The following is a 21,454-nucleotide window of genomic DNA, read 5'->3' on the forward strand; positions in this document are numbered from 1 at the left end:
CTGTCTATTTCTTCCTCCTTTTTCATCGGTTTGATTCTGAAATTTTCAATAGCAAAAAACCGGACATCCCCATGTCCGGTTTTTTTGATCTTATCGGATTCTCACTTCTGTCTCACTGTCAAAGAAATGGCCTTTATTCATATCAAATGCAACCGTCAGTTCATCGCCCGATTGAATATCGAGGCGGGCGTCGATCCGCGCAATAAAGTCTTGGTTGTCGATCTGCGAATAAATCATGATTTCAGAACCGAGCAGCTCTGCAACATTGATCTTCGCCTTAATCGAAGAGTTCTTATATGATTCCACGACAATCAATTCATCATGTATATCCTCAGGACGGATGCCAAAGATGACCTCTTTGCCGATGTAGCCTTTTTCACGCAGCACTTTCATTTTTCCTTCCGGGACGGTTAATGCCGCAGAACCGATTTTGATTAAGCCATCCGTGAGCTTCCCTTTGAAAAAGTTCATCGCCGGTGATCCGATAAACCCGCCGACAAAGACGTTTTCAGGGAATTCATAAACATCCTTCGGCGTCCCGATCTGCTGAATTTTCCCATCTTTCATGACTACGATCCGTGTCGCCATCGTCAGCGCTTCTGTCTGGTCATGTGTCACATAAATCGTTGTAGTTTGCAGTCTCTGGTGGAGCTTAATGATTTCCGCCCGCATTTGCACCCTCAGCTTCGCGTCCAGGTTTGACAAAGGCTCATCCATCAGGAACACCTTTGCATCCCGCACGATTGCCCGGCCCAGCGCAACACGCTGTCTCTGACCGCCTGACAGCGCTTTCGGTTTACGGTGCAAATATTCCTCAAGCCCGAGAATTTTAGCGGCTTCTTCTACTCTTTTTTTGATTTCAGGCTTCGGCATTTTCCGAAGTTTGAGCCCGAACGCGATATTATCGTAGACCGTCATATGCGGATAGAGCGCGTAGTTCTGAAATACCATCGCGATATCCCTGTCCTTTGGCGCTACATCATTGACCCGTTTTCCTTCAATATAAAAATCGCCTTTCGAAATTTCTTCAAGTCCTGCGACCATTCGCAGCGTCGTTGATTTCCCGCAGCCGGACGGGCCGACGAATACGATAAATTCCTTATCGGCAATATGAAGGTTAAAGTCATCAACCGCCGGTTCCTTTTGATCATAAAATTTATAAATGTGCTCCATCCGCAATTCAGCCATCTAACATCCTCCTTTGTTATTGTAAACGCTTTCTTATATTGAGTGTAACAGCAATTCCCTCTCGCTAAAATGGGCAGCGTTCATAAAATCACCCAGCCATTTTTCGTGCATATTTCCAATTTATTCTGAACTTTCATTTTGCAGGCAGATAAAATAGGCAAGAAGCGCGCCTTTGTACGATTTGATATCTATCCCTGACCGCTCAATAAATTTATCAATCCGATATTGCAGGCTGTTGCGATGCAGATGCAGCTTTTTCGCTGTTAATGTGACGTTTGAGTTGTTTTCAATAAACAGCTTAATGGTCTTCCTTAGCTCAGCTTCACTTCCAAATAAAAGCTCAGCTTCTTCAGAGAGCAGCGTTTCCAGTTTTTCTTTTTCTGTTTCTAATAATAGAAAAGGAAAGATCATCTCAAAGGTCACACTCTGCACCTGAGGCAGCCGTTTTTCAGCAAACAGGAAATACGCCTGTTCACGAGCATAATGTTTTCGCAGACACTCATCCGGCTCGTAAAATCTTCCGGCGTAAAAACGGACACTGAAGTAGAAATCACTTTCAAGAACCTTTGCGAGCGATTCCAGTTCGCCCTTCTCCGCCGCCGCTTCACTTTCCTGCTCGACAATCACGCCTCTGTCCTCATGGATCCACACAATCACAAAAGACACCGGCCAAAAATGGCGAACCGCTTCCGTAAAGGACGTCCTTTCTATTTTGCCGAATAAATGAAAGTGAACAAATCTCGTCCGTTTCTTTATGTACGCCGGCAATTCCCCTCTGGAAAAAAGGAACGAAAACCACTTGTTTTCCTCAGGTGATTTCATAGACATTTGATTGCCCTCATCCGCAGGCGTCAAAAATGCCTGCAGCACCAATACTTCTTTTTCACTGATCTCTGTTTTCGGAATGGAGATATATCTCTGATTGCTCTCATCAAAAAAACATAGACAGCCTTCCCTTATGCAAAGCTCCTCAGACACAATCGAACCGGGATAAATAGCCAGCAGCGATTTCATAGAGTCTCCTCTCTTATGTAAGGATCTGTATATTCAGTATAAGGCGAAACACACATGTTCTCCACTAAAAAAGAGTATATCCGGTATAGATAGACGAGAAACTGAAAGGGAAACCTCATTCGTTTACATATTGGCTTCAGCGGAAATAGAAGAGGATATGCAGGACCAAAGGAGGGCCATCTTATGAGTTTCGAAACGTTAAACAAAAGTTTTATCAACGGAAAATGGACTGAGGGAGAAAGCGGACGTACGGAGGACATTTTGAATCCGTATGACCAGTCTGTGATCACAGCAGCATCTTTGGCAACGGGCAAACAGCTGGAGGATGCGTTTGACATTGCACAGAAAGCCCAAAAAGAGTGGACCAAGAGCACAACGGAAGACCGAAAAGCCGTCCTGCAAAAAGCGCGCGGCTATTTACAGGAAAACCGTGAAGACATCATTATGATGATCGCCCGCGAAACTGGCGGAACGATTATTAAATCAACGATCGAGCTGGAACAAACGATTGCGATTTTAGATGAAGCCATGACGTATACTGGTGAATTAGGCGGCGTCAAAGAGGTGCCATCCGACATTGAAGGGAAAACCAATAAGATTTACCGCCTTCCGCTAGGTGTCATTTCATCGATTTCTCCATTTAATTTTCCAATGAATTTATCTATGAGATCCATTGCGCCCGCAATTGCGCTGGGTAACAGTGTTGTTCACAAGCCTGATATCCAAACTGCTATTTCCGGCGGGACCATCATTGCGAAAGCGTTTGAACACGCCGGTCTTCCTGCCGGTGTCCTTAACGTCATGCTGACGGATGTAAAGGAAATCGGGGACGGCATGCTCACCAATCCAATCCCGAGATTAATCAGCTTTACAGGATCAACAGCAGTCGGGCGCCACATCGGTGAAATCGCCGGGCGTGCCTTCAAACGAATGGCACTTGAGCTCGGCGGCAACAATCCATTTGCCGTTCTTTCAGATGCGGATGTCGATCGTGCTGTGGATGCCGCGATTTTCGGAAAATTTATTCACCAGGGACAAATCTGTATGATTATCAACAGGATCATCGTTCATCAAGATGTATACGATGAGTTTGTAGAAAAATTCACCTCCCGTGTCAAACAGCTTCCGTACGGCGATCAAACCGATCCGAAAACCGTTGTCGGCCCGCTGATCAACGAGCGCCAAATCGAGAAAGCGCTGGAGATCATTGAGCAGGCAAAGGCAGACGGCATAGAGCTTGCGGTTGAAGGAAAACGCGTCGGAAACGTACTGACGCCGTACGTCTTTGTCGGTGCGGACAACAACAGCAAAATTGCCCAAACGGAGCTGTTTGCCCCAATCGCAACCATTATTAAAGCTGGCAGCGACCAGGAAGCGATTGACATGGCAAATGATACTGAATACGGCCTCAGCTCTGCGGTTTTCACTTCTGATTTAGAAAAAGGCGAAAAGTTCGCCCTGCAAATTGACAGCGGCATGACCCATGTCAACGACCAGTCCGTCAATGATTCGCCGAATATTGCCTTTGGCGGCAACAAAGCAAGCGGTGTCGGCCGCTTCGGCAATCCGTGGGTCGTCGAGGAATTTACCGTGACAAAATGGATTTCGATACAGAAGCAATACCGCAAATATCCGTTCTAAATGAAAAAATCCCTCTGTTTCAAGTACAGAGGGATTTTTCTTTATTTAGATATATCCACAAACCCTTCGCCAAACACATCGCGTACGTCATGTACGATCACAAACGCTTTTTTGTCGCAGCTTCTAATGATTTTTTTCAGCATAGACAGCTCCTGTTTGTTAATGACGATATACAAAATCTCTTTTGACTGGCCCGTATAATTTCCCTTCCCTGATAAAATCGTCACGCCCCGATCCATCAAGGTATTTACCTGCTCTGCAATCTCACTCTTATTTTCTGAAATGACCGTAATGGCTTTTTTCGTATTCAAACCTTCAATAATGAAGTCCATCACTTTGGTACCGATATACAGCATCACGATCGTAAACATCATTTTTTCTGCACCAATAATAAAATAAGAGCTAAATACTACGATTAAATCAAAAAACAAGAGTGCATAGCTGATATTCCAGTCTAAATATTTATTAGCAATTCTGGCCAAAATCGCGGAACCGGCTGTCGTCCCGCCGACCCGGATAATCATGCCGATCCCGACTCCCGCAAATACACCTGCGAAAATCGTATTAATGATCAATTCATCAGACGGAATGCTCCACCCATGTGTCAGATGAAGAAAAAGCGAATTTGCCGCAACCGCAATGATCGTATAAACCGTTGTTTTTCCATCCAGAAACTTGTAGCCGATTAAAAGCAAAAACGCATTTAAGATAAAGTTCGTGACACCAGGAGACCATTGAAACAGATAATACAAAATCAGCGTAATCCCAGTGACTCCGCCTTCCCCAAGATCATTGGGAATCGCAAATAAATTAACCGCAAGCGCGAAGAAAAAAGCGCCAATCACAAGCATAAGTACATCCAACATTCTCTTTTTCATCACGAAAACACTCCTTCTCATTGTTCTGTTCTAGCAAATAAAAAAACCCAGGAGAACGCTCTCGAAAAAGAGCAGAAACTCCTGGGCTTTTATCCCACCGTGTCATAACAGCCAAGCTGCTATGTGTTTTCTCTCGGTCACAGTCCAATTTGCATTGCGGAACCCTAGAAAACCACTGTTTTTATCATATCCTTTTCACTTTCCAATATTAGCATTATAAGGGACGGTTCGAATTGGTTCAAGGGGTATTTACGGAGTTTTCATCAGATAAGCTGGAAGAAAAAAACGATTTATCTATTAAAAAAGAACAGATATAGCCGATAAGAAAAAAAGCATATATTTTACAAGTAAATTTAACTATAAATGATAACAATTATGAGAAATTCATAATTTTATATTGACTAAGTGAAATAATATAGGCATTATAGTACATATGTTTCGTACATTTTATTACATAGGAGGAAATATAATGGCAGGAAAACTAGTACCCTGTAAAGCTTGCGGTCAAGAAATTGCAAAGGGTGTAAAAAAATGTCCTAACTGCGGTAAGGATCAACGTAACTTTTTTATGCGACATAAAATCATTACGTTTATTCTCGCAGTTGTTGTCATCATTATTATCGGTAATATGATTGGCGGAGGCGGTTCAGAAGCCACTTCCAAAACATCAAGCAGCAGCAAAGCAGAAACTGAAAAAACATACAATATCGGTGATACTGTAAAAACTGAAAAAACTGAAGTGACAGTTACGAAGGTAGAGGACAGAGATACTGTCGGTACTCAATATGTTGAAAAGAAAGCATCTGAGGGAGGTACTATTGTAGCTGTTCAATATACAATTAAAAACGTATCTAAAAAACCGATTAGCTCTTTTTCAATTCCAACTGTTAAATTAGTTGATGCTGATGGTACTTCTTATGATTCTGATATTGATGCTTCTGTAAACTATGCAACTGAGACAAAAGTTGATAACTCTAAAATTTTGAGTGATCTAAATCCTAATATTAAAGTAACAGGTGTAAAAGCATTTGAAGTTGACAAGGAAGCTTATGCAAAAGGCACTTGGAAACTAAAATTCAGTAATGATGTTATTGTGAAAATCAAATAACAGCTAACAAGGGTGCCTGTTCAGGCACCCTTGTTCTTTAAAGGCCTTCTCTATTGAGAAGGCCTCCATTCTTATTCCGCACTCTTATACCCATTCACATTTGAAGACTGCCATCTCCAGGAATCAGCACACATTTCCTCAAGGCCGCGTTTCGCTTCCCAGCCCAGTTCCCGCTTGGCTTTCGCAGGATCTGCAAAGCATGTGGCGATGTCTCCCGGACGGCGGTCCGCAAAACGGTATGGAACCTCTTTCCCTGACACTTTTTCAAAGGCTTTGACCATTTCCAGCACGCTGTAGCCTGTGCCTGTTCCAAGGTTGTATGCATCGGCTCCTGTAGAGTTCAATACTTTTTCCAGCGCCTTGACGTGGCCTTCTGCGAGATCAACGACGTGAATATAATCGCGTACGCCTGTCCCGTCTTTTGTCGGATAGTCATTTCCGAATACGCTTAATTGCTCGAGCTTCCCGACTGCTACCTGTGCCACATACGGCATAAGGTTATTTGGGATTCCGTTCGGGTCTTCACCGATCCGTCCGCTTGGATGCGCGCCGAACGGGTTAAAGTAACGAAGCAGCGCAACGCTCCACTCATTGTCGGCTGTATGCAAATCACGCAATATTTGTTCAAGCATGAGCTTCGTCTGCCCATAAGGATTTGTCGCGCCTAATGGAAAGTCTTCCGTAATCGGCGATGTTTCCGGAACGCCGTATACTGTCGCAGATGAACTGAATACGATTTTCTTGACGCCGTATTTCTCCATGGCCTCGCATAAAATAAACGTTCCTGTCAAATTGTTATGATAATATTTGAGGGGAATCGCCACAGATTCGCCGACTGCTTTTAACCCTGCAAAATGAATCACAGCTTCGATTTCATTTTCAGCAAAAACGGAATCTACCGCTTCCCGGTCCAATAAATCCGCTTCGTAGAACGTTAAATCTTTTCCTGTAATCTCCTTGACACGGTTCAGCGCTTCAGCTGAACTGTTGGACAGATTATCAAGAACAACAATCTCGTAGCCGCTGTTCAATAGTTCAACACATGTGTGGCTGCCAATGTACCCGGCACCGCCAGTAACAAGTATTGCCATGATGTAACCCTCCTAAAAAATGACCTGTTTTCATTATATAGTGTTTAGAACCGGTCCACATCCATTTTTAAGAAGTTTAATCGTTTATTAATAGTTTTTTCATATATTATCAGCATTTTCATACCTTTATGCAGCGCGAACAAGTATAGCAGCTGAAAAATCAATCTGCCGGTTGACGTTTTTCTTTCCCTTTTTCGCTATGCTTAATGCAGAAAGGATTTGATGACATGGCGATGAGCCCATATATTTTTATTGTATTGATTCTTATTATTTTATCGATGTACCGAGAGAGAGCTGTCAGACCCGGGAAGTTGCTGATCATTCCGCTGCTGCTCTTATGGGGCGTATCAGCATCGTTTCAGCCGGCGTATTTTCATTCCGTATTACATGTGGCGATCAGCGGCATTTTATTATTAATCGGGCTGGCCTGCGGGTTTGGCATTGGGAAGATGGTAAATGTGCGGATTCACCCGGAAACCGGAAAGGTCACTTCACGCGGCTCACTTGGGAGTGTTATCCTCATTCTAGTGATACTTTCTTTGCGCATGGCCGCGAGAACATGGCTGCCTGAGAGCAACGAGATGTTTATTGCCATTATTCATTCTATGTTCTTCGTTCCCCTCGGCACCATCACAGCCCGCAACATCATGCTTTACAAAGCATACAGACGGCTGACCGCCGGCAAAGTATCCATTCCATAACCGAAAGAAGGACCAGCATGAACGGACAAACTCCGGCTCGGCACTACTACAAGAAGCTTGTGCCGAGCCTTATTCTCATTTTGAATTGCATACAATTTTTATCTCATCCAACTAAGGCTGATCCCATTTTGTTAGCATTTGTATTTGCGGTATACTTAGCATTCATTTGGATCATTCCCTATGTGGCATCCACCGCTGTTCATTTGAGCATATTCGTCGGGCTTTGGATCCTGACCGTTTTTCTTTGGGCTGTTTCCGGCCAAGAGCAGGGTGCCGCCTATTTTTTGATTGTATTTTTAATGATATATGCCGCCTTTAGACTCCCTTCACGGCTATCCTTGATCTTCACAGCATGTTTAATTGGAGGCAACATATTACTCCTATCCTCACAAGGGGGAAGCTTGAATACCATCATCAGCAACATCTCGATCATGCTCGGGCTGTACGTCCTCTTCTCCTCCATGCGTTTCAGACGAGAAGCGAGAAGGGAGGCTGAACGGAATCATGCTGAATTGGCAAAAATGCATGTGCAGCTGGAGCATGCTCATAAAGAACTCCAGAAAGCGCATGCAGAGCTGCAGGAGGCTTCTGTTCTTTCATTAAGGTACGCGGTCCTTGAGGAACGTACAAGAATTGCCCGCGACATTCATGACAGCATCGGTCACGAGCTGACTTCTGTTATTGTTCAGCTTCAATCCCTTCCCTATATCCTTAAAAGCAGCAAGGAGGATTCAGAAAAAGTCATTCAAAATGTACTGAGTGTCGCCAGGGAGTGTCTTCAAGAAGTGCGGTCTGTCGTTCACCAAATGGGCCGTAGTGAATCGATGGTGGGGCTTACCGCTTTGCGGGGGCTCATTCATCAAGTGGAGGAACGGAGCGGCTTGCACGTTTCTTTAGATACTGCCGGACTGTCAGAAGAGTCTTGGCCTCCAAACGTGAGCGAAACGATCTACCGCATCTTGCAGGAAGCGCTGACCAATATCATTCGTCACGCTGACGCTTCTCATGCGGCGGCCGTCATTTCTAATGACAAGTCCCATCTCTATGTCACAATCACCGACGACGGACAATTCACCGGCATCCTTACTTATGGATTTGGCCTGACAGGAATGAAAGAGCGCGCAGAAAAAGCAGGCGGTTCCCTTACTTTCAGTGCCGTACAGCCGAGCGGCCTGAAAATTGAGCTGTCATTGCCGCTCATGACAACGAATAAGGAGCAAAAAGATGAACAAAGATAACATACGCGTCGCGCTTGCCGATGATCAGCCGCTTGTGCGTGAAGGCTTCCGCTACGTCATCAACGCACAGACGGATATGACGGTTTCTGGCGAGGCCGGCGACGGTCACGATATTATAGCACTCGCAAAACAAACAAAACCCGATGTCATCCTCATGGATGTCCAGATGCCGCGTTGCTCAGGCATCGAAGCGGCGAAAGACATTATGTCCGCACTTCCAAATACAAAGATAGTCATTTTAACCACCTTTGACACGGAAGAATACGTATTTGAAGGCATCCGTGCGGGCGCAGTCGGCTATCTGCTGAAGGATACACTTCCTGAGGAGTTGATAGATGCGATTCGCGCTGCGGCGAGAGGCGAGGCGATTTTCCGTACAGTCACAGCTGCTAAAATTATCAGTGAGACATTTCGAGCGAAGCAACAGCCTCATGCAGAAGAACTGGCAGAGCCGTTCACCAAAAGAGAGCTTGAGGTTCTTCAGCAAATGGCCTACGGACTGAGAAATGAGGATATTGCTGAAAAGCTTTTCGTCAGTGAAAGCACTGTGAAAACCCACGTGCACCGCATCCTGCAAAAATGCAATGCCCAAGACCGGACACAGGCAGTCGTATTTGCCATTCGAAACGGTATTGTGCAATAGAAATCTCTCATCCCGCCATGCTAAAATAAGACAAAGGAGATGATTGGAAATGAAAGAAGAAATCATTGAACGGTTTACTACATATGTAAAAGTCGACACACAGTCCGATGAATCCGTTGACACGTGTCCTTCCACACCCGGCCAATTGACATTAGGAAACATGCTCGTTGATGAATTGAAGTCCATCGGCATGCAGGATGCAGCCATTGATGAAAACGGCTATGTCATGGCAACTCTTCCCTCCAATACTGAAAAAGACGTGCCGACAATCGGCTTTCTCGCTCACGTCGACACCGCTACAGACTTTACCGGCAAAAACGTGAATCCGCAAATCATCGAAAGCTATGATGGAAAAGACATCGTTCTTAACGAAAAGCTGCAGGTCACCCTGTCACCTGATCAATTCCCTGAGCTGTCTGGCTATAAGGGCCATACACTCATCACCACAGACGGCACCACCCTTCTCGGCGCAGACAATAAGGCCGGTATCGCTGAAATTATGACAGCCATGGATTACCTCATCAAACACCCTGAAATCAAGCACGGCACAATCAGAGTCGCCTTTACGCCTGATGAAGAAATCGGAAGAGGGCCGCACAAATTTGATGTGAAACGGTTCAATGCTTCCTTTGCCTACACGGTTGACGGCGGGCCGCTCGGCGAGCTTGAATATGAAAGCTTCAATGCCGCTGCCGCAAAAATTACGATTAAAGGCAACAACGTACATCCCGGAACAGCTAAAGGAAAAATGATCAACTCTGCGAAAATCGCGATGAAGCTGAACAGCCTGCTGCCGGCAGACGAAGCGCCTGAATATACGGAAGGCTATGAAGGCTTCTACCACCTGCTGTCGATTCAAGGAGACGTAGAGGAAACAAAGCTCCACTACATTATTAGAGACTTTGACAAAGAGAATTTCCAAAACAGAAAAGAAACAATGAAGCGTGTCGTTGAAGAACTTCAAAACGAATACGGGCAAGACAGGATTCTGCTGGATATGAACGACCAATACTACAACATGAGAGAGAAAATTGAACCTGTCATCGAAATCGTCAACATTGCCAAGCAAGCGATGGAAAACCTCGGCATCGAACCGAAGATTTCTCCCATCCGCGGCGGCACCGACGGATCGCAGCTGTCCTACATGGGGCTTCCGACGCCAAACATCTTTACAGGCGGGGAAAATTTCCACGGCAAATTTGAATACATCTCAGTTGACAACATGGTCAAAGCCGTAAATGTCATCGTTGAGATTGCAAAGCAGTTTGAAGCGCAAGCATAGTGCCAAAAAACCAGTCCAAAAAAGGACTGGCTTTTTTGTGTGAAAATGAAACATTTTAAACACGTCCTCCGTAAAACAAGTATTAACAAATGAGGAGGAAAAACAATGACAAAACATGCAATCGCTGCCAAGAGTCTCTTGAAAAAATGGATCATTTCCAGGCCGCTTAACATGCAAAAGAAATCCAGCCCATTTCAAAAAATCAGAAAAATGTTCAAGCGCTTCTTCAAATAAAACATTCAAATCCCCTAAATACAATCCGTATTCACCCGTACCGCCCAAATGCTCCGTAATTTGGGTTTTTTGTGTTCAATTCCGCAAAATAGGGTATAAACCAAACAAGCAAGAAAACAGCACCCAAAAACAGGTAATTCGAATTACGTAAACTTAGGTTAAAAGTTATATAAAGGAAATTATTTTATCGTCGATAGTAACTATAGAACCAATCATCAACAAGAGCAAACAGCGTGATTCAAGACTATTTTCAGGTCATCAGGTTATACTGTTTTAGAGGGACAGTTTCTTGTTATTTATTGATTTAGAATTTTTTGAATACTTTTTGACTTTTTATCCGTACAATAGAGAGTACCAAAACTTTTTTTGGGAGGTATGTAATATGATCCTATTTATTATCATCGCATTATGCGGCTATCTTCTTTTTTCTTTCAGCAAGGACAATCGCCGCAAACCGCAAAAGACAAGCCCTCTGCCAGCAGCCGCACCTCATCACAACAACCTAATCGACCTTGACGCCATCCGCCAAAAACGTCGGATGCACCTTTCCTAATTCTATATTTCAAACGAAAAGGCTGCTGAATCACGCAGCCTTTTAAAATTGTTTTGATTTAGAGCCTGAAACCTTTTCGCCACCTATCCGTAATTTCATACAAGGCAAATCCAAAGGAGACTTCAGCAATGATCGAGTTATTTATGAAACAAAAAATGTTCTCATTTAAAGATGCATTTCACATTTATAACCGGGATGAACAAGAAACATTCAAGGTGGAGGGGCGTTTTTTTTCGTTAGGAGACTCATTACAAATGACAGACTCATCCGGGAAAACGCTCGTTTCCATAGAACAAAAACTAATGTCTTTATTGCCGCGCTATGAGATTTCAATTGGCGGGAAAACAGTTTGTGAGGTAACGAAGAAAGTAACGTTTTTCAAACCGAAATTTGTGATTTCCGGGCTTAACTGGGAAATCGATGGTGATTTATGGAGGGATGAATTCCAGCTGACGGACGGGGAAAATGTCCGGATGTCAGTGAGCAAAAAGTGGCTCAGTTGGGGTGATTCCTATCACTTGCAGATTGCATACGAGGAAGATGTTCTGATTTGCACTGCCATCGCTATCGTGCTTGATATGGTTTTATATAACGATGAAGATGAAAGTATTTTCTAAAAAGCATTGACAATTGATCCAAAAGTAATAATATTAAGATAATTGAAATCTGAATATGAAGTTGTACCTTATCAAGAGAGGTGGAGGGACTGGCCCTATGATACCCGGCAACCGCTGTTTCAAACAGAATGGTGCTAAATCCTTAAGAACATTGCGTTCTTGCAGATGAGGCGGAGATTTGATCGTTCAAGCTCTTCCTTACACAAAGGAAGAGCTTTTTACATGCTTAATATTTCAGAAAAGAGGCGAATAACATGGCTCAACAAACGAATGTTGCAGGACAAAAAACAGAAAAACAACGCAAAGCACCTTTCCGCGCCGATCATGTCGGCAGCTTGCTTCGTTCCGTTCCGGTAAAGGAAGCCCGGCAAAAAAAAGCGGCTGGTGAGATGACAGCGGAACAGCTTCGTGATATCGAAAATCAAGAGATCACCCGCATCGTGGAAAAACAAAAAGAAATCGGTCTCGATGTGGTAACAGACGGGGAATTCCGGCGTTCCTGGTGGCATTATGACTTCCTGGAAGGGCTTGACGGTGTGGAACCGTTCATCCCGGCTGAGGGGATTCAGTTCCATAACACAAAAACGAAAGCGCGCAGCATCAAAGTGACGGGAAAACTCGATTTTACGAGCCACCCAGCGCTCGGTGATTATCAATTTTTACATGAGATTGCCGGTAACGCGACGCCAAAATTGACCATTCCCAGTCCAAATATGCTGTTTTTTGGCGAAAAGGCGGATAAAGGGATTTATGACGATCAAGAGGACTACTTTCATGATATGGCCCAAGCGTACAAAAAAGCAATCAAAGCCTTCTATGATGCTGGCTGCCGTTATCTCCAGCTTGATGATACGTCATGGTCTCTCTTCTTTGAGGACAAAGGCAGAGAGGTTGTCCGGGCGCTCGGCGGTGATCCAGAAACATTGCCAGCCATATTTGCCAAAACAATTAACGATGCCGTCGCAGACCGGCCTGACGATTTAACGATCACAATGCACATTTGCCGCGGCAACTTCCGCTCAACCTGGGCGGCATCAGGAGGGTACGACGCTGTAGCGGAAACGATTTTGGACGGCTTAAACCTTGACGGCCTTTTCTTGGAATACGATGATGACCGCTCCGGAAACTTTGATCCGCTCCGTTTTGTGAAGCGCAAGGATCTGCAAATTGTGCTCGGCTTGATCACATCGAAATACGGCGAGCTTGAAAATCCTGAGGATGTGAAACGCCGTATCAATGAAGCCGCGCGTTTTGTCAGCTTGGACCAGCTATGCCTGAGCCCGCAGTGCGGTTTCGCCTCTACAGAAGAAGGCAACCTTCTGACAGAGGAGCAGCAATGGGCAAAGCTGCGCCATGTCATCGACATTGCCAACGATGTGTGGAGATAATCTATCATTGACAGAAATAGAAAATGTGTGAATAATAGATACTATCAGAAAATTTAATAAAAAGGTTTTCCTTATCAAGAGAGGTGGAGGGACTGGCCCTGCGATACCCGGCAACCGCTGTTTAACAGAATGGTGCTAAATCCTTTAGAGCAATGATTGCTCTTGAAGATAAGGTTGAGATTGTCACGCAAGCTCTTCCTTATCCAAAGGAAGAGCTTTTTTATATTTGAATGGAAAGAAGGAATGGACAACATGTCACAACAAACAACACCCGCAGAACAAAAATCACTTCAAAGAAAAAAACCGCCGTTTCGCGCGGATCAAGTCGGAAGCCTGCTAAGATCTGAGCCCGTCAAAAAAGCGCGGCTGCAAAAAGCGGCCGGCGAAATGACCGCTGAGCAGCTTCGCCAAATTGAAAACGACGAAATCATCCGCATTGTGGAAAAACAGAAGGAAACCGGCCTGAACGTCGTGACAGACGGTGAATTCCGCAGAGCATGGTGGCACTTTGATTTCCTGGAAAACTTAGATGGCGTTGAGCCGTTTACTCCTGAGCAAGGCATTCAATTCCATAACGTACAGACAAAAGCACGCGGCATTAAAGTCACAGGCGATATCGACTTTTCAACTCACCCAATGCTTGAAGATTACTCATTTCTCCATAGCATTGCCGGTGACGCGACGCCAAAGATGACGATTCCAAGTCCGAATATGCTGTTTTTCCGCGGAAAACTGGAAAAGGATGAATACAAAAACGATTATCAACTTTTCCAGCACGATGTATCCAAAGCATATAAAAAAGCGATTCAAGCGTTTTATGACAGAGGCTGCCGCTACCTCCAGCTTGATGATACAGCGTGGGCCGTTTTCTTATCAGAAAAAGGCTTAAAACAAATCGAAGCGTTCGGAACAACGCCTGACGAGCTTCGCCAGCTGTTTGCGAAATCCATTAACGACGCGATTGCAGACCGCCCGGATGACTTGACGGTAACCATGCATATTTGCCGCGGCAACTTCCAGTCCACTTGGACAGCGGAAGGCGGCTATGACGCAGCAGCCGAAACCATTTTTGACGGCTTGAATCTTGACGGACTTTTCTTAGAGTATGATGATTCACGCTCAGGCGGATTTGAGCCGCTCCGTTACGTAAAACGGTCTGATCTTCAGCTTGTTCTTGGCTTAGTGACATCTAAATTCGGTGAGCTTGAAAATCCGGATGACGTGAAACGCCGTATCGAAGAAGCGTCCCGTTATGTAAGCTTAGACCAGCTTTGCCTCAGCCCTCAATGCGGATTCGCTTCAACTGAGGAAGGCAACAAGCTGACTGAAGAACAGCAATGGGCGAAGCTCCGCCATGTGGTTGAGATCGCTAATGATGTTTGGAAATAAGCAAAGAAAAAAACACACTTGATTCCCTAGCGGAGCAAGTGTGTTTTTTATGTCATTGTGCGGTGTAGCCCCCATCAAGGACGACAGCCTGCCCAGTGACGCCCTTCGCCTTCTCGCTTGCCAAAAACACGGCATAATCCGCAATTTCCTTGACGGAAAGCAGTCGCTTTTGCGGCACAAGCGGAAAAATGACTTGTTCAAGTACAGAGTCGTAAGGGACATTTCTAGTTTTCGATAGATCGCTAAGCTGATTGCGTACAAGCTGGGTATCGACATAACCCGGACAGAGCGCATTGACTGTTATGCCGTGGGGCGCGCCTTCCAGCGCCCCTACTTTTGTGAGTCCAATGACGCCGTGCTTGGCGCTATTATAAGCGGATTTCCCTGCAAAGCCCACTAATCCATTAACAGACGCAATATTAATGATTCTGCCAAACTGCTGTTTTTTCATGATCGGAAAAACATGCTTCATTGCAATAAAGGGAGCCGTCAGCATGACCTTGATCAGCTGTTCAAAGGTGTCTGTCGGAAACTCTTCAATCGGAGCGACGTGCTGAATACCGGCATTGTTCACCAGAATATCCAAGCGGCCGTATTGTTTTTGGATGACGTTCACCGTATCAGCAACTTGCGCTTCCTTTGTCACATCATACGGAATGGCCGCCGCGTCAAAGCCTTCTTCTGCAAGCTTGGAGGCTGCTTTTTCACATGCTTCCGGACGGAGGTCTGAAACGATGACGCTGGCACCTTCCCGGGCGAATTCTCTTGCGATTTCGAATCCGATTCCGCCGGCAGCCCCTGTCACCAAAGCGACTTGTTTTCTCATGTCAAACACCTTCCCATTAAGAATTGAGTACAGACTGGCTTACAGCGAAATCAGCTTCTGTTTTTTCATAAACCTCTTCAATTGTGACACCATCCTGAAGCTCCGTCAGTGTCATGCGGCCGTTCACAAAATCAAATACAGCCAAATCCGTAATCAGCCTGTGTACGACTTTCTGGCCTGTCAGCGGAAGGGAGCATGTTTTTTTCACCTTTGATTCATCATGCTTATTGACGTGCTCCATGATGACAACGATTCGTTTCGCCCCGTTGACGAGATCCATGGCGCCGCCCATCCCTTTTACCATTTTGCCCGGGATCATCCAATTGGCCAAATCCCCCTGCTCCGAAACCTCCATTCCGCCGAGAATAGCTAAATCGATATGCCCGCCTCTTATCATCGCGAATGACTCAGCGCTGTCAAAATAAGAGGCGCCTGTCACTTCAGTGATCGTTTCCTTTCCCGCATTGATCAAATCCGCGTCTTCCGTTCCTTCCAGAGGATAGGGGCCAATTCCGAGCAAGCCGTTTTCCGACTGAAGCATGACGTGAACGCCATCGGGTATCTCATTTGCGACAAGCGTCGGCATTCCAATCCCGAGATTCACATTCATGCCGTCCTTGATTTCTTGTACAGCCCGTTTGACCATTCGTTTTCTCGCTTCCTTCACTTGGCCTCACCCTTTCCCGATGCTTGCTGAACTGTTCGTTTTTCAATCCGTTTTTCTTGGCTCGCGCCAAGCACGACATGCTGTACGTAAATTCCCGGCGTATGGATGTGATCTGGATCGAGCTCTCCTGCTTCCACGATTTCTTCCGCCTCGGCAATCGTGATCTTGCCTGCCATGGCGGCAATGGGATTGAAATTTCTCGCCGTTTTCCTAAAAATCAAATTGCCCATGGTGTCCGCTTTCCACGCTTTGACGATCGCCACATCGCCGGTAATGCCTCGCTCCAGCACATAAGTCCGGCCGCCGAATGTTTTATGTTCTTTTCCCTCGGCTATGGAGGTGCCGACGCCTGTCGCCGTATAAAATCCCGGTATGCCTGCACCGCCTGCACGAATTCTCTCAGCGAGCGTTCCTTGGGGAACAAGCTCTACCTCAAGCTCTCCGCTTAAAAACTGCCGCTCAAAAATTTTATTTTCACCGACATAGGAAGCGATCATTTTCTTGATTTGCTTGTTAGCCAGAAGCAAACCAAGCCCCCAGTCATCGACTCCGCAGTTATTGCTGACAACGGTTAAATCCTTTACTCCCTGATCTCTTATAGACAAAATGAGCTGTTCAGGGATGCCGCACAGCCCAAACCCTCCCGCGATCAGCGTATCCCCATCATGAATCAGTTTCGCAGCTTCCTTGCTTGATGACAGCACTTTTCCCATATTGATGCCCCTTTCGTTTTCTTCTACACTAGACCAGTCAGGCTGTAAATCGCGATCACAGCAAATACGGCAGCCGTTTTAATGAGCGTGATCGCAAAAATATCGCGATAGGATTGCCGGTGGGTCAAACCCGTCACGGCCAGAAGCGTGATAACGGCGCCATTATGCGGCAGTGTATCCATCCCGCCTGATGCCATTGAAATGACCCGATGCATCACCTCTGGCGGAATATTGTAAGCCTGAATCGCCTGTAAGTATTGTTCTGACATCGCGCTTAACGCAATGCCCATTCCTCCCGAAGCCGAGCCGGTGATTCCCGCCAGCGCAGTTGTCGTAACGGCGCCATTTACAAGCGGATCGGTAAAAGTATGTGAAATTCCGCTGCTCAGCTTATGAAACCCCGGCAGCGCGGCGATAATGCCGCCGAACCCGTACTCAGCACCCGTATTCATAGATGCCAGCAAGGCGCCGCCAATTCCTTCATTCAGCCCTTCCTTCAATTGGGCAAACACACTTCTCCAATCAAATAATATCGTTGTGATGATGCCAATCACTAAAGCAATCTCCACCGACCAAATAGCAGCCGCTGAAGAAATATCAAGCCTGCCGAACTCCTTTAATCCTATGGAAGAAAAATCAAATCCATTCGGATACCACTTTGGCAGGTAAATGGTGAAATATTTATTCACTGCACCGACGAGAATAAGCGGGACAAAGGCAAGCGCGTGCCGAATCGGGCTTTTGTCCGGTTCAGCCGCGGACTCAATCGATTCAGGAGCAGGAGCATTCTGCGAATCAAAACCGCCATAGCCTTCGCCAGATGCCTGCGCTTTCTTCCGCCTTGATTCCAAATAGAGCATCCCAGCTGCCAGCACAATCACTGCGCCCATCAAACCCAGCCAAGGGGCGGCATAAATGTCTGTTTTGAAAAACGACGTCGGGATGACATTTTGGATTTGCGGCGTTCCCGGAAGTGCGTCCATCGTAAACGTAAAAGCTCCTAAAGCAATCGTACCCGGGATGAGGCGTTTTGGTATGTTTGCTTCTTGGAACATGTTTTTCGCAAAAGGATATACAGCAAATACGACAACAAACAGGCTGACACCGCTGTACGTCAAGACAGCACCCATCAGCACAATGGCAAGTATCGCTCTTTTTGCCCCGACAAGCCGGACAATTGTTTTCGCGATTGATGCCGCAAGCCCGGCCATTTCAACGACCTTTCCAAAAATAGCACCGAGCAAAAACACTGGGAAATACAGCTTAATAAAACCCGCCATCTTCTCCATAAAAATTGATGAAAAAAAAGGAAGCACATGGCTTGGATCTGTCAGCAGCACCGCGAATAACGCGCAAATCGGCGCAAACAATATGACAGAAAATCCCCGATACGCCGTAAACATCAGCAAACCTAACGCCAATAGAATGATGATCAGTTCCACACACATCCCCCGTTTCTGCGAACTAGAAAGCGTTTACATAAACCTGTCCGCATCGGCTGTTTCCGTCCCCTTTCCATATGTACGAGAAGCGTGGGCCAACTATTCCGATTAAAAAAGGAAAGCTCCTTTTTTCGGAGCTTTCCTCTGCCATTCATTTCATTCCTATTAGGATATCAACATCAACCGTAATATCGGCTGATTTCATCTCTTTCAGGAGGCTGACTCGATCTTTCGGCGCCGACCAGGCAAGCGGCGTCATCTTGAGAAGCCAGTGGATCGCCTGCTGGTCAAGCGTTTTAACATAGCGCAGCCTGACAGGACGGCTGTGTGCTGCATTTGCTGTAAAACGCTCAACAGCTGCCGCATTGGAATACGTGCGCCTTGGTGAATCAGTATATAAAAATTGCCTTAATTCTATTAAATAGTCGCTTCGCGGCACTACTTTTACGAGCATGCCATCATTCTTCAGCAGTCTATGAAACTCTGCATAATTGGACGGCGAAAAAATAGACAGAACAACATCAAATTGGCGATCATGAAAAGGAGCACGCGCCACATCGGCAACCGCCCACATCTGATCTTTGAATGCCTTAGAAGCTTTTAAGATCCCATCCTTCGAAAGATCTATGCCGGTTCCTATCGCTGCTTTCCCTGCATAATCAAACCCGCAAAGCGCATTCAAATGAGAACCCTCACCGCAACCGCTGTCCAGGATGGTGAATGCCTCATGACCAGATTTGGGATGACTGATGAGTTCTGCAATCGCATCATGGAGCGGGTCAAAAAAACCACATTCTCCAATCAGCCTGCTCCTCGCTTCAAAAAGCTCGGCACTGTAACTGGTTTTGACCGGCTTCGTCAGAAAGTTCACGTAGCCGTGCCGAGATAGATCAAATGTATGTCTTCGTTCTGTACAAATCAAGCTTTTCCCTGATGCCGCATCCATAGAAGAATCGCAGAGCGGGCATCGAAACATGCTGAAATCAACTGTTCGCTTCATGATAAAAAACACCCCATTCATTCATTTTTAGATAAATGAAAAAGGCATAGACAAATAAACCTAGGCCTATCTCAAAAATTGGCCAGGTCTGGCAGTTTGTCTACACCTGTCATTATCTATAACGAATGAATTGGATAATCATGAAAAAAACTCCCTTTCTGCTGTATGGGTTTCCCCATTTCCATTATACAACAAATCTCCAGGAGCTAGAACCTTATAGTGAAGAAAAATCAGTACTGTCATGCTGGTATCCCGCCAACATCATATCAGCATAGCAATCCAGCATGTTTTTCCTTTATTTTCTCATTTCAGAATATAAATTTTATTATTGTGAAAATAGTTAAAAAGGTTGATTTTCAAAAAGTGAAAGGATAAAATACTGCTATCATCTTAGAAAAAGACATTCTTGTATATGATCAGTAATATGGTCTGATTGTTTCTACCTAGTAACCGTAAAAAACTAGACTACAAGAAAGTTTGAATAAATTTGAACGAGTTGAAAAGGACAAGTTCTTTTCTGTTTGCTCTTATTTTTCACACTTTCTGCACTTCCAGAATTTGTGAAGGATAAGAGCTTTTTTTGTTTCCATAATAACCCTCATAGGAGTTGCTATCATGTACTTTTTACTAAACCTTGTCGGTCTCATTGTGATTATGGCAGTTGTATTCCTATGTTCTCCGCAGAAAAAGAAAATCAAGTGGCGCCCGATCATTACGTTAATTGTTCTGGAATTGCTGATTACTTGGTTTATGCTGGGAACAAAAGTCGGAAGCTGGGCCATCGGTAAAATCGGTGATTTCTTCACTTGGCTGATTGCTTGCGCCAGTGACGGTATCGCGTTTGCCTTTCCGTCAGTGATGGCGAATGAAACAGTAGACTTTTTCTTTAGTGCGCTTCTTCCAATTATCTTTATCGTCACATTCTTTGATATTTTAACGTATTTCGGCATTTTGCCTTGGCTGATTGATAAAATCGGATGGGTGATTTCTAAGGCTTCCCGCTTGCCGAAATTAGAAAGCTTTTTCTCTATTCAAATGATGTTCCTGGGAAATACCGAAGCACTTGCGGTTATCCGCCAGCAGCTAACGGTTTTAAGCAACAACCGCCTGCTCACATTCGGCTTAATGAGCATGAGCAGCATCAGCGGCTCCATTATCGGATCTTATCTGTCAATGGTGCCTGCGACATACGTGTTTACAGCGATTCCTTTGAACTGCTTAAACGCGCTGATTATCGCAAACCTGCTGAATCCTGTTCACGTGCCGGAGGATGAAGATATCATCTATACACCGCCTAAAGAAGAGAAGAAAGACTTTTTCTCTACGATTTCTAACAGTATGCTTGTCGGCATGAACATGGTTATCGTTATTTTGGCAATGGTGATCGGATATGTCGCATTAACGTCAGCAGTTAATGGCATTCTTGGCGTTTTCGTACACGGCCTGACCATCCAGACGATTTTTGCTTACCTGTTCAGTCCGTTCGCATTCCTGCTTGGATTGCCAGTGCACGATGCGATGTATGTTGCTCAGCTGATGGGCATGAAATTAGCAACGAACGAGTTTGTTGCGATGCTTGACTTGAAAAACAATCTCAAATCCCTTCCGCCTCACACCGTTGCGGTGGCGACGACATTCCTGACGTCCTTTGCAAACTTCAGTACTGTCGGCATGATTTACGGCACGTACAATTCGATCCTTGACGGAGAAAAGTCAACGGTCATCGGGAAAAACGTGTGGAAGCTGCTCGTCAGCGGAATTGCGGTATCTTTATTAAGTGCTGCGATTGTCGGCCTGTTTGTGTGGTAGAAACATTGAGCCATATCCCTTTTCGGATATGG

21 protein-coding genes and 4 riboswitches are annotated in these 21,454 nt (G+C 45.3%); of the genes, 12 read left to right on the forward strand and 9 right to left on the reverse strand.

Features of this window, described 5'->3' with window-relative positions:
* Positions 1–90: 90 nt before the first annotated feature.
* Both msmX and bslm_RS19120 read right to left on the reverse strand, forming a co-directional pair.
* Positions 91–1,188, reverse strand: a complete 1,098-nt coding sequence (gene msmX / locus bslm_RS19115) for a maltodextrin ABC transporter ATP-binding protein MsmX (RefSeq protein ID WP_003242648.1) — start codon at positions 1,186–1,188, stop codon at positions 91–93.
* Between the two features lie 120 nt (positions 1,189–1,308).
* Complete coding sequence (locus bslm_RS19120) at positions 1,309–2,202, reverse strand: PucR family transcriptional regulator (RefSeq protein ID WP_019712848.1); 894 nt, start codon at positions 2,200–2,202, stop codon at positions 1,309–1,311.
* Between the two features lie 183 nt (positions 2,203–2,385).
* Between bslm_RS19120 and bslm_RS19125 the strand changes: the two genes are divergently transcribed.
* Complete coding sequence (locus bslm_RS19125; protein WP_038429860.1) at positions 2,386–3,843, forward strand: aldehyde dehydrogenase family protein; 1,458 nt, start codon at positions 2,386–2,388, stop codon at positions 3,841–3,843.
* Between the two features lie 41 nt (positions 3,844–3,884).
* On the opposite strand, the gene bslm_RS19130 is transcribed toward bslm_RS19125, so the two are convergent.
* On the reverse strand, positions 3,885–4,721 hold the full coding sequence (locus tag bslm_RS19130) for a YitT family protein (RefSeq protein ID WP_003242615.1): 837 nt from the start codon (positions 4,719–4,721) through the stop codon (positions 3,885–3,887).
* Between the two features lie 76 nt (positions 4,722–4,797).
* Positions 4,798–4,900: riboswitch (guanidine-I (ykkC/yxkD leader) on the reverse strand.
* A 389-nt stretch (positions 4,901–5,289) separates the two neighbouring features.
* Between bslm_RS19130 and bslm_RS19135 the strand changes: the two genes are divergently transcribed.
* Entirely contained in the window at positions 5,290–5,829 is a 540-nt protein-coding gene (locus tag bslm_RS19135) for a DUF4352 domain-containing protein (protein WP_121549361.1), read from the forward strand.
* Between the two features lie 71 nt (positions 5,830–5,900).
* On the opposite strand, the gene galE is transcribed toward bslm_RS19135, so the two are convergent.
* Entirely contained in the window at positions 5,901–6,920 is a 1,020-nt protein-coding gene (gene galE / locus bslm_RS19140; protein WP_003244356.1) for a UDP-glucose 4-epimerase GalE, read from the reverse strand.
* A 227-nt stretch (positions 6,921–7,147) separates the two neighbouring features.
* On the opposite strand from galE, the gene bslm_RS19145 reads away from it, so the two are divergent.
* From bslm_RS19145 to bslm_RS19175, 9 genes are all read left to right on the forward strand, one after another.
* Positions 7,148–7,621, forward strand: coding sequence for a DUF1453 family protein (locus bslm_RS19145; protein ID WP_015714958.1), 474 nt, complete (start codon positions 7,148–7,150; stop codon positions 7,619–7,621).
* Positions 7,622–7,638: 17 nt separating this feature from the next.
* Complete coding sequence (yxjM, locus tag bslm_RS19150; protein WP_046381446.1) at positions 7,639–8,859, forward strand: two-component system sensor histidine kinase YxjM; 1,221 nt, start codon at positions 7,639–7,641, stop codon at positions 8,857–8,859.
* The gene (yxjL, locus tag bslm_RS19155) at positions 8,846–9,502 is read left to right on the forward strand and encodes a two-component system response regulator YxJL (RefSeq protein ID WP_046161013.1); all 657 of its coding nucleotides are present in this window, start codon (positions 8,846–8,848) and stop codon (positions 9,500–9,502) included. Before yxjM ends, yxjL begins: the two co-directional genes overlap by 14 nt.
* Before the next feature lie 49 nt (positions 9,503–9,551).
* On the forward strand, positions 9,552–10,784 hold the full coding sequence (gene pepT, locus bslm_RS19160) for a peptidase T (RefSeq protein ID WP_046161014.1): 1,233 nt from the start codon (positions 9,552–9,554) through the stop codon (positions 10,782–10,784).
* A 105-nt stretch (positions 10,785–10,889) separates the two neighbouring features.
* Positions 10,890–11,018, forward strand: a complete 129-nt coding sequence (locus tag bslm_RS21790) for a hypothetical protein (RefSeq protein ID WP_003227241.1) — start codon at positions 10,890–10,892, stop codon at positions 11,016–11,018.
* 289 nt (positions 11,019–11,307) lie between these two features.
* Positions 11,308–11,571 carry a hypothetical protein gene (locus bslm_RS21160; protein WP_072173222.1) on the forward strand — a complete coding sequence of 88 codons (264 nt, stop codon included), beginning with the start codon at positions 11,308–11,310 and terminating at the stop codon, positions 11,569–11,571.
* A gap of 128 nt (positions 11,572–11,699) precedes the next feature.
* Positions 11,700–12,188 carry an LURP-one-related/scramblase family protein gene (locus bslm_RS19165; protein WP_046161015.1) on the forward strand — a complete coding sequence of 163 codons (489 nt, stop codon included), beginning with the start codon at positions 11,700–11,702 and terminating at the stop codon, positions 12,186–12,188.
* A gap of 65 nt (positions 12,189–12,253) precedes the next feature.
* Positions 12,254–12,360: riboswitch (SAM riboswitch) on the forward strand.
* An 82-nt stretch (positions 12,361–12,442) separates the two neighbouring features.
* Positions 12,443–13,576: a 5-methyltetrahydropteroyltriglutamate--homocysteine S-methyltransferase gene (locus bslm_RS19170; protein ID WP_046381447.1), complete on the forward strand. Its 1,134-nt coding sequence runs from the start codon at positions 12,443–12,445 to the stop codon at positions 13,574–13,576.
* Between the two features lie 68 nt (positions 13,577–13,644).
* A riboswitch (SAM riboswitch) is annotated at positions 13,645–13,751 on the forward strand.
* 77 nt (positions 13,752–13,828) lie between these two features.
* Positions 13,829–14,965: a 5-methyltetrahydropteroyltriglutamate--homocysteine S-methyltransferase gene (locus tag bslm_RS19175; protein ID WP_003244221.1), complete on the forward strand. Its 1,137-nt coding sequence runs from the start codon at positions 13,829–13,831 to the stop codon at positions 14,963–14,965.
* 52 nt (positions 14,966–15,017) lie between these two features.
* On the opposite strand, the gene bslm_RS19180 is transcribed toward bslm_RS19175, so the two are convergent.
* The 5 genes from bslm_RS19180 to bslm_RS19200 all read right to left on the reverse strand — a co-directional run bounded on the left by bslm_RS19180 (position 15,018) and on the right by bslm_RS19200 (position 19,613).
* Complete coding sequence (locus tag bslm_RS19180; RefSeq protein WP_003244042.1) at positions 15,018–15,791, reverse strand: 3-hydroxybutyrate dehydrogenase; 774 nt, start codon at positions 15,789–15,791, stop codon at positions 15,018–15,020.
* Positions 15,792–15,807: 16 nt separating this feature from the next.
* On the reverse strand, positions 15,808–16,458 hold the full coding sequence (locus tag bslm_RS19185) for a 3-oxoacid CoA-transferase subunit B (RefSeq protein WP_046161018.1): 651 nt from the start codon (positions 16,456–16,458) through the stop codon (positions 15,808–15,810).
* Positions 16,455–17,171 carry a CoA transferase subunit A gene (locus tag bslm_RS19190; protein ID WP_003244373.1) on the reverse strand — a complete coding sequence of 239 codons (717 nt, stop codon included), beginning with the start codon at positions 17,169–17,171 and terminating at the stop codon, positions 16,455–16,457. The genes bslm_RS19185 and bslm_RS19190 overlap by 4 nt, the downstream gene beginning before the upstream one ends.
* Positions 17,172–17,194: 23 nt before the next feature.
* Complete coding sequence (locus bslm_RS19195) at positions 17,195–18,613, reverse strand: GntP family permease (protein WP_003243205.1); 1,419 nt, start codon at positions 18,611–18,613, stop codon at positions 17,195–17,197.
* A 151-nt stretch (positions 18,614–18,764) separates the two neighbouring features.
* Complete coding sequence (locus bslm_RS19200) at positions 18,765–19,613, reverse strand: methyltransferase domain-containing protein (RefSeq protein WP_046381448.1); 849 nt, start codon at positions 19,611–19,613, stop codon at positions 18,765–18,767.
* Positions 19,614–19,999: 386 nt separating this feature from the next.
* A riboswitch (purine riboswitch) is annotated at positions 20,000–20,101 on the forward strand.
* A gap of 127 nt (positions 20,102–20,228) precedes the next feature.
* Between bslm_RS19200 and bslm_RS19205 the strand changes: the two genes are divergently transcribed.
* The gene (locus bslm_RS19205; RefSeq protein WP_032725087.1) at positions 20,229–21,422 is read left to right on the forward strand and encodes a NupC/NupG family nucleoside CNT transporter; all 1,194 of its coding nucleotides are present in this window, start codon (positions 20,229–20,231) and stop codon (positions 21,420–21,422) included.
* Positions 21,423–21,454 lie beyond the last annotated feature (32 nt).

The organism is Bacillus sp. LM 4-2, from assembly GCF_000978495.1.
In the GTDB taxonomy this organism is placed as follows: domain Bacteria; phylum Bacillota; class Bacilli; order Bacillales; family Bacillaceae; genus Bacillus; species Bacillus subtilis.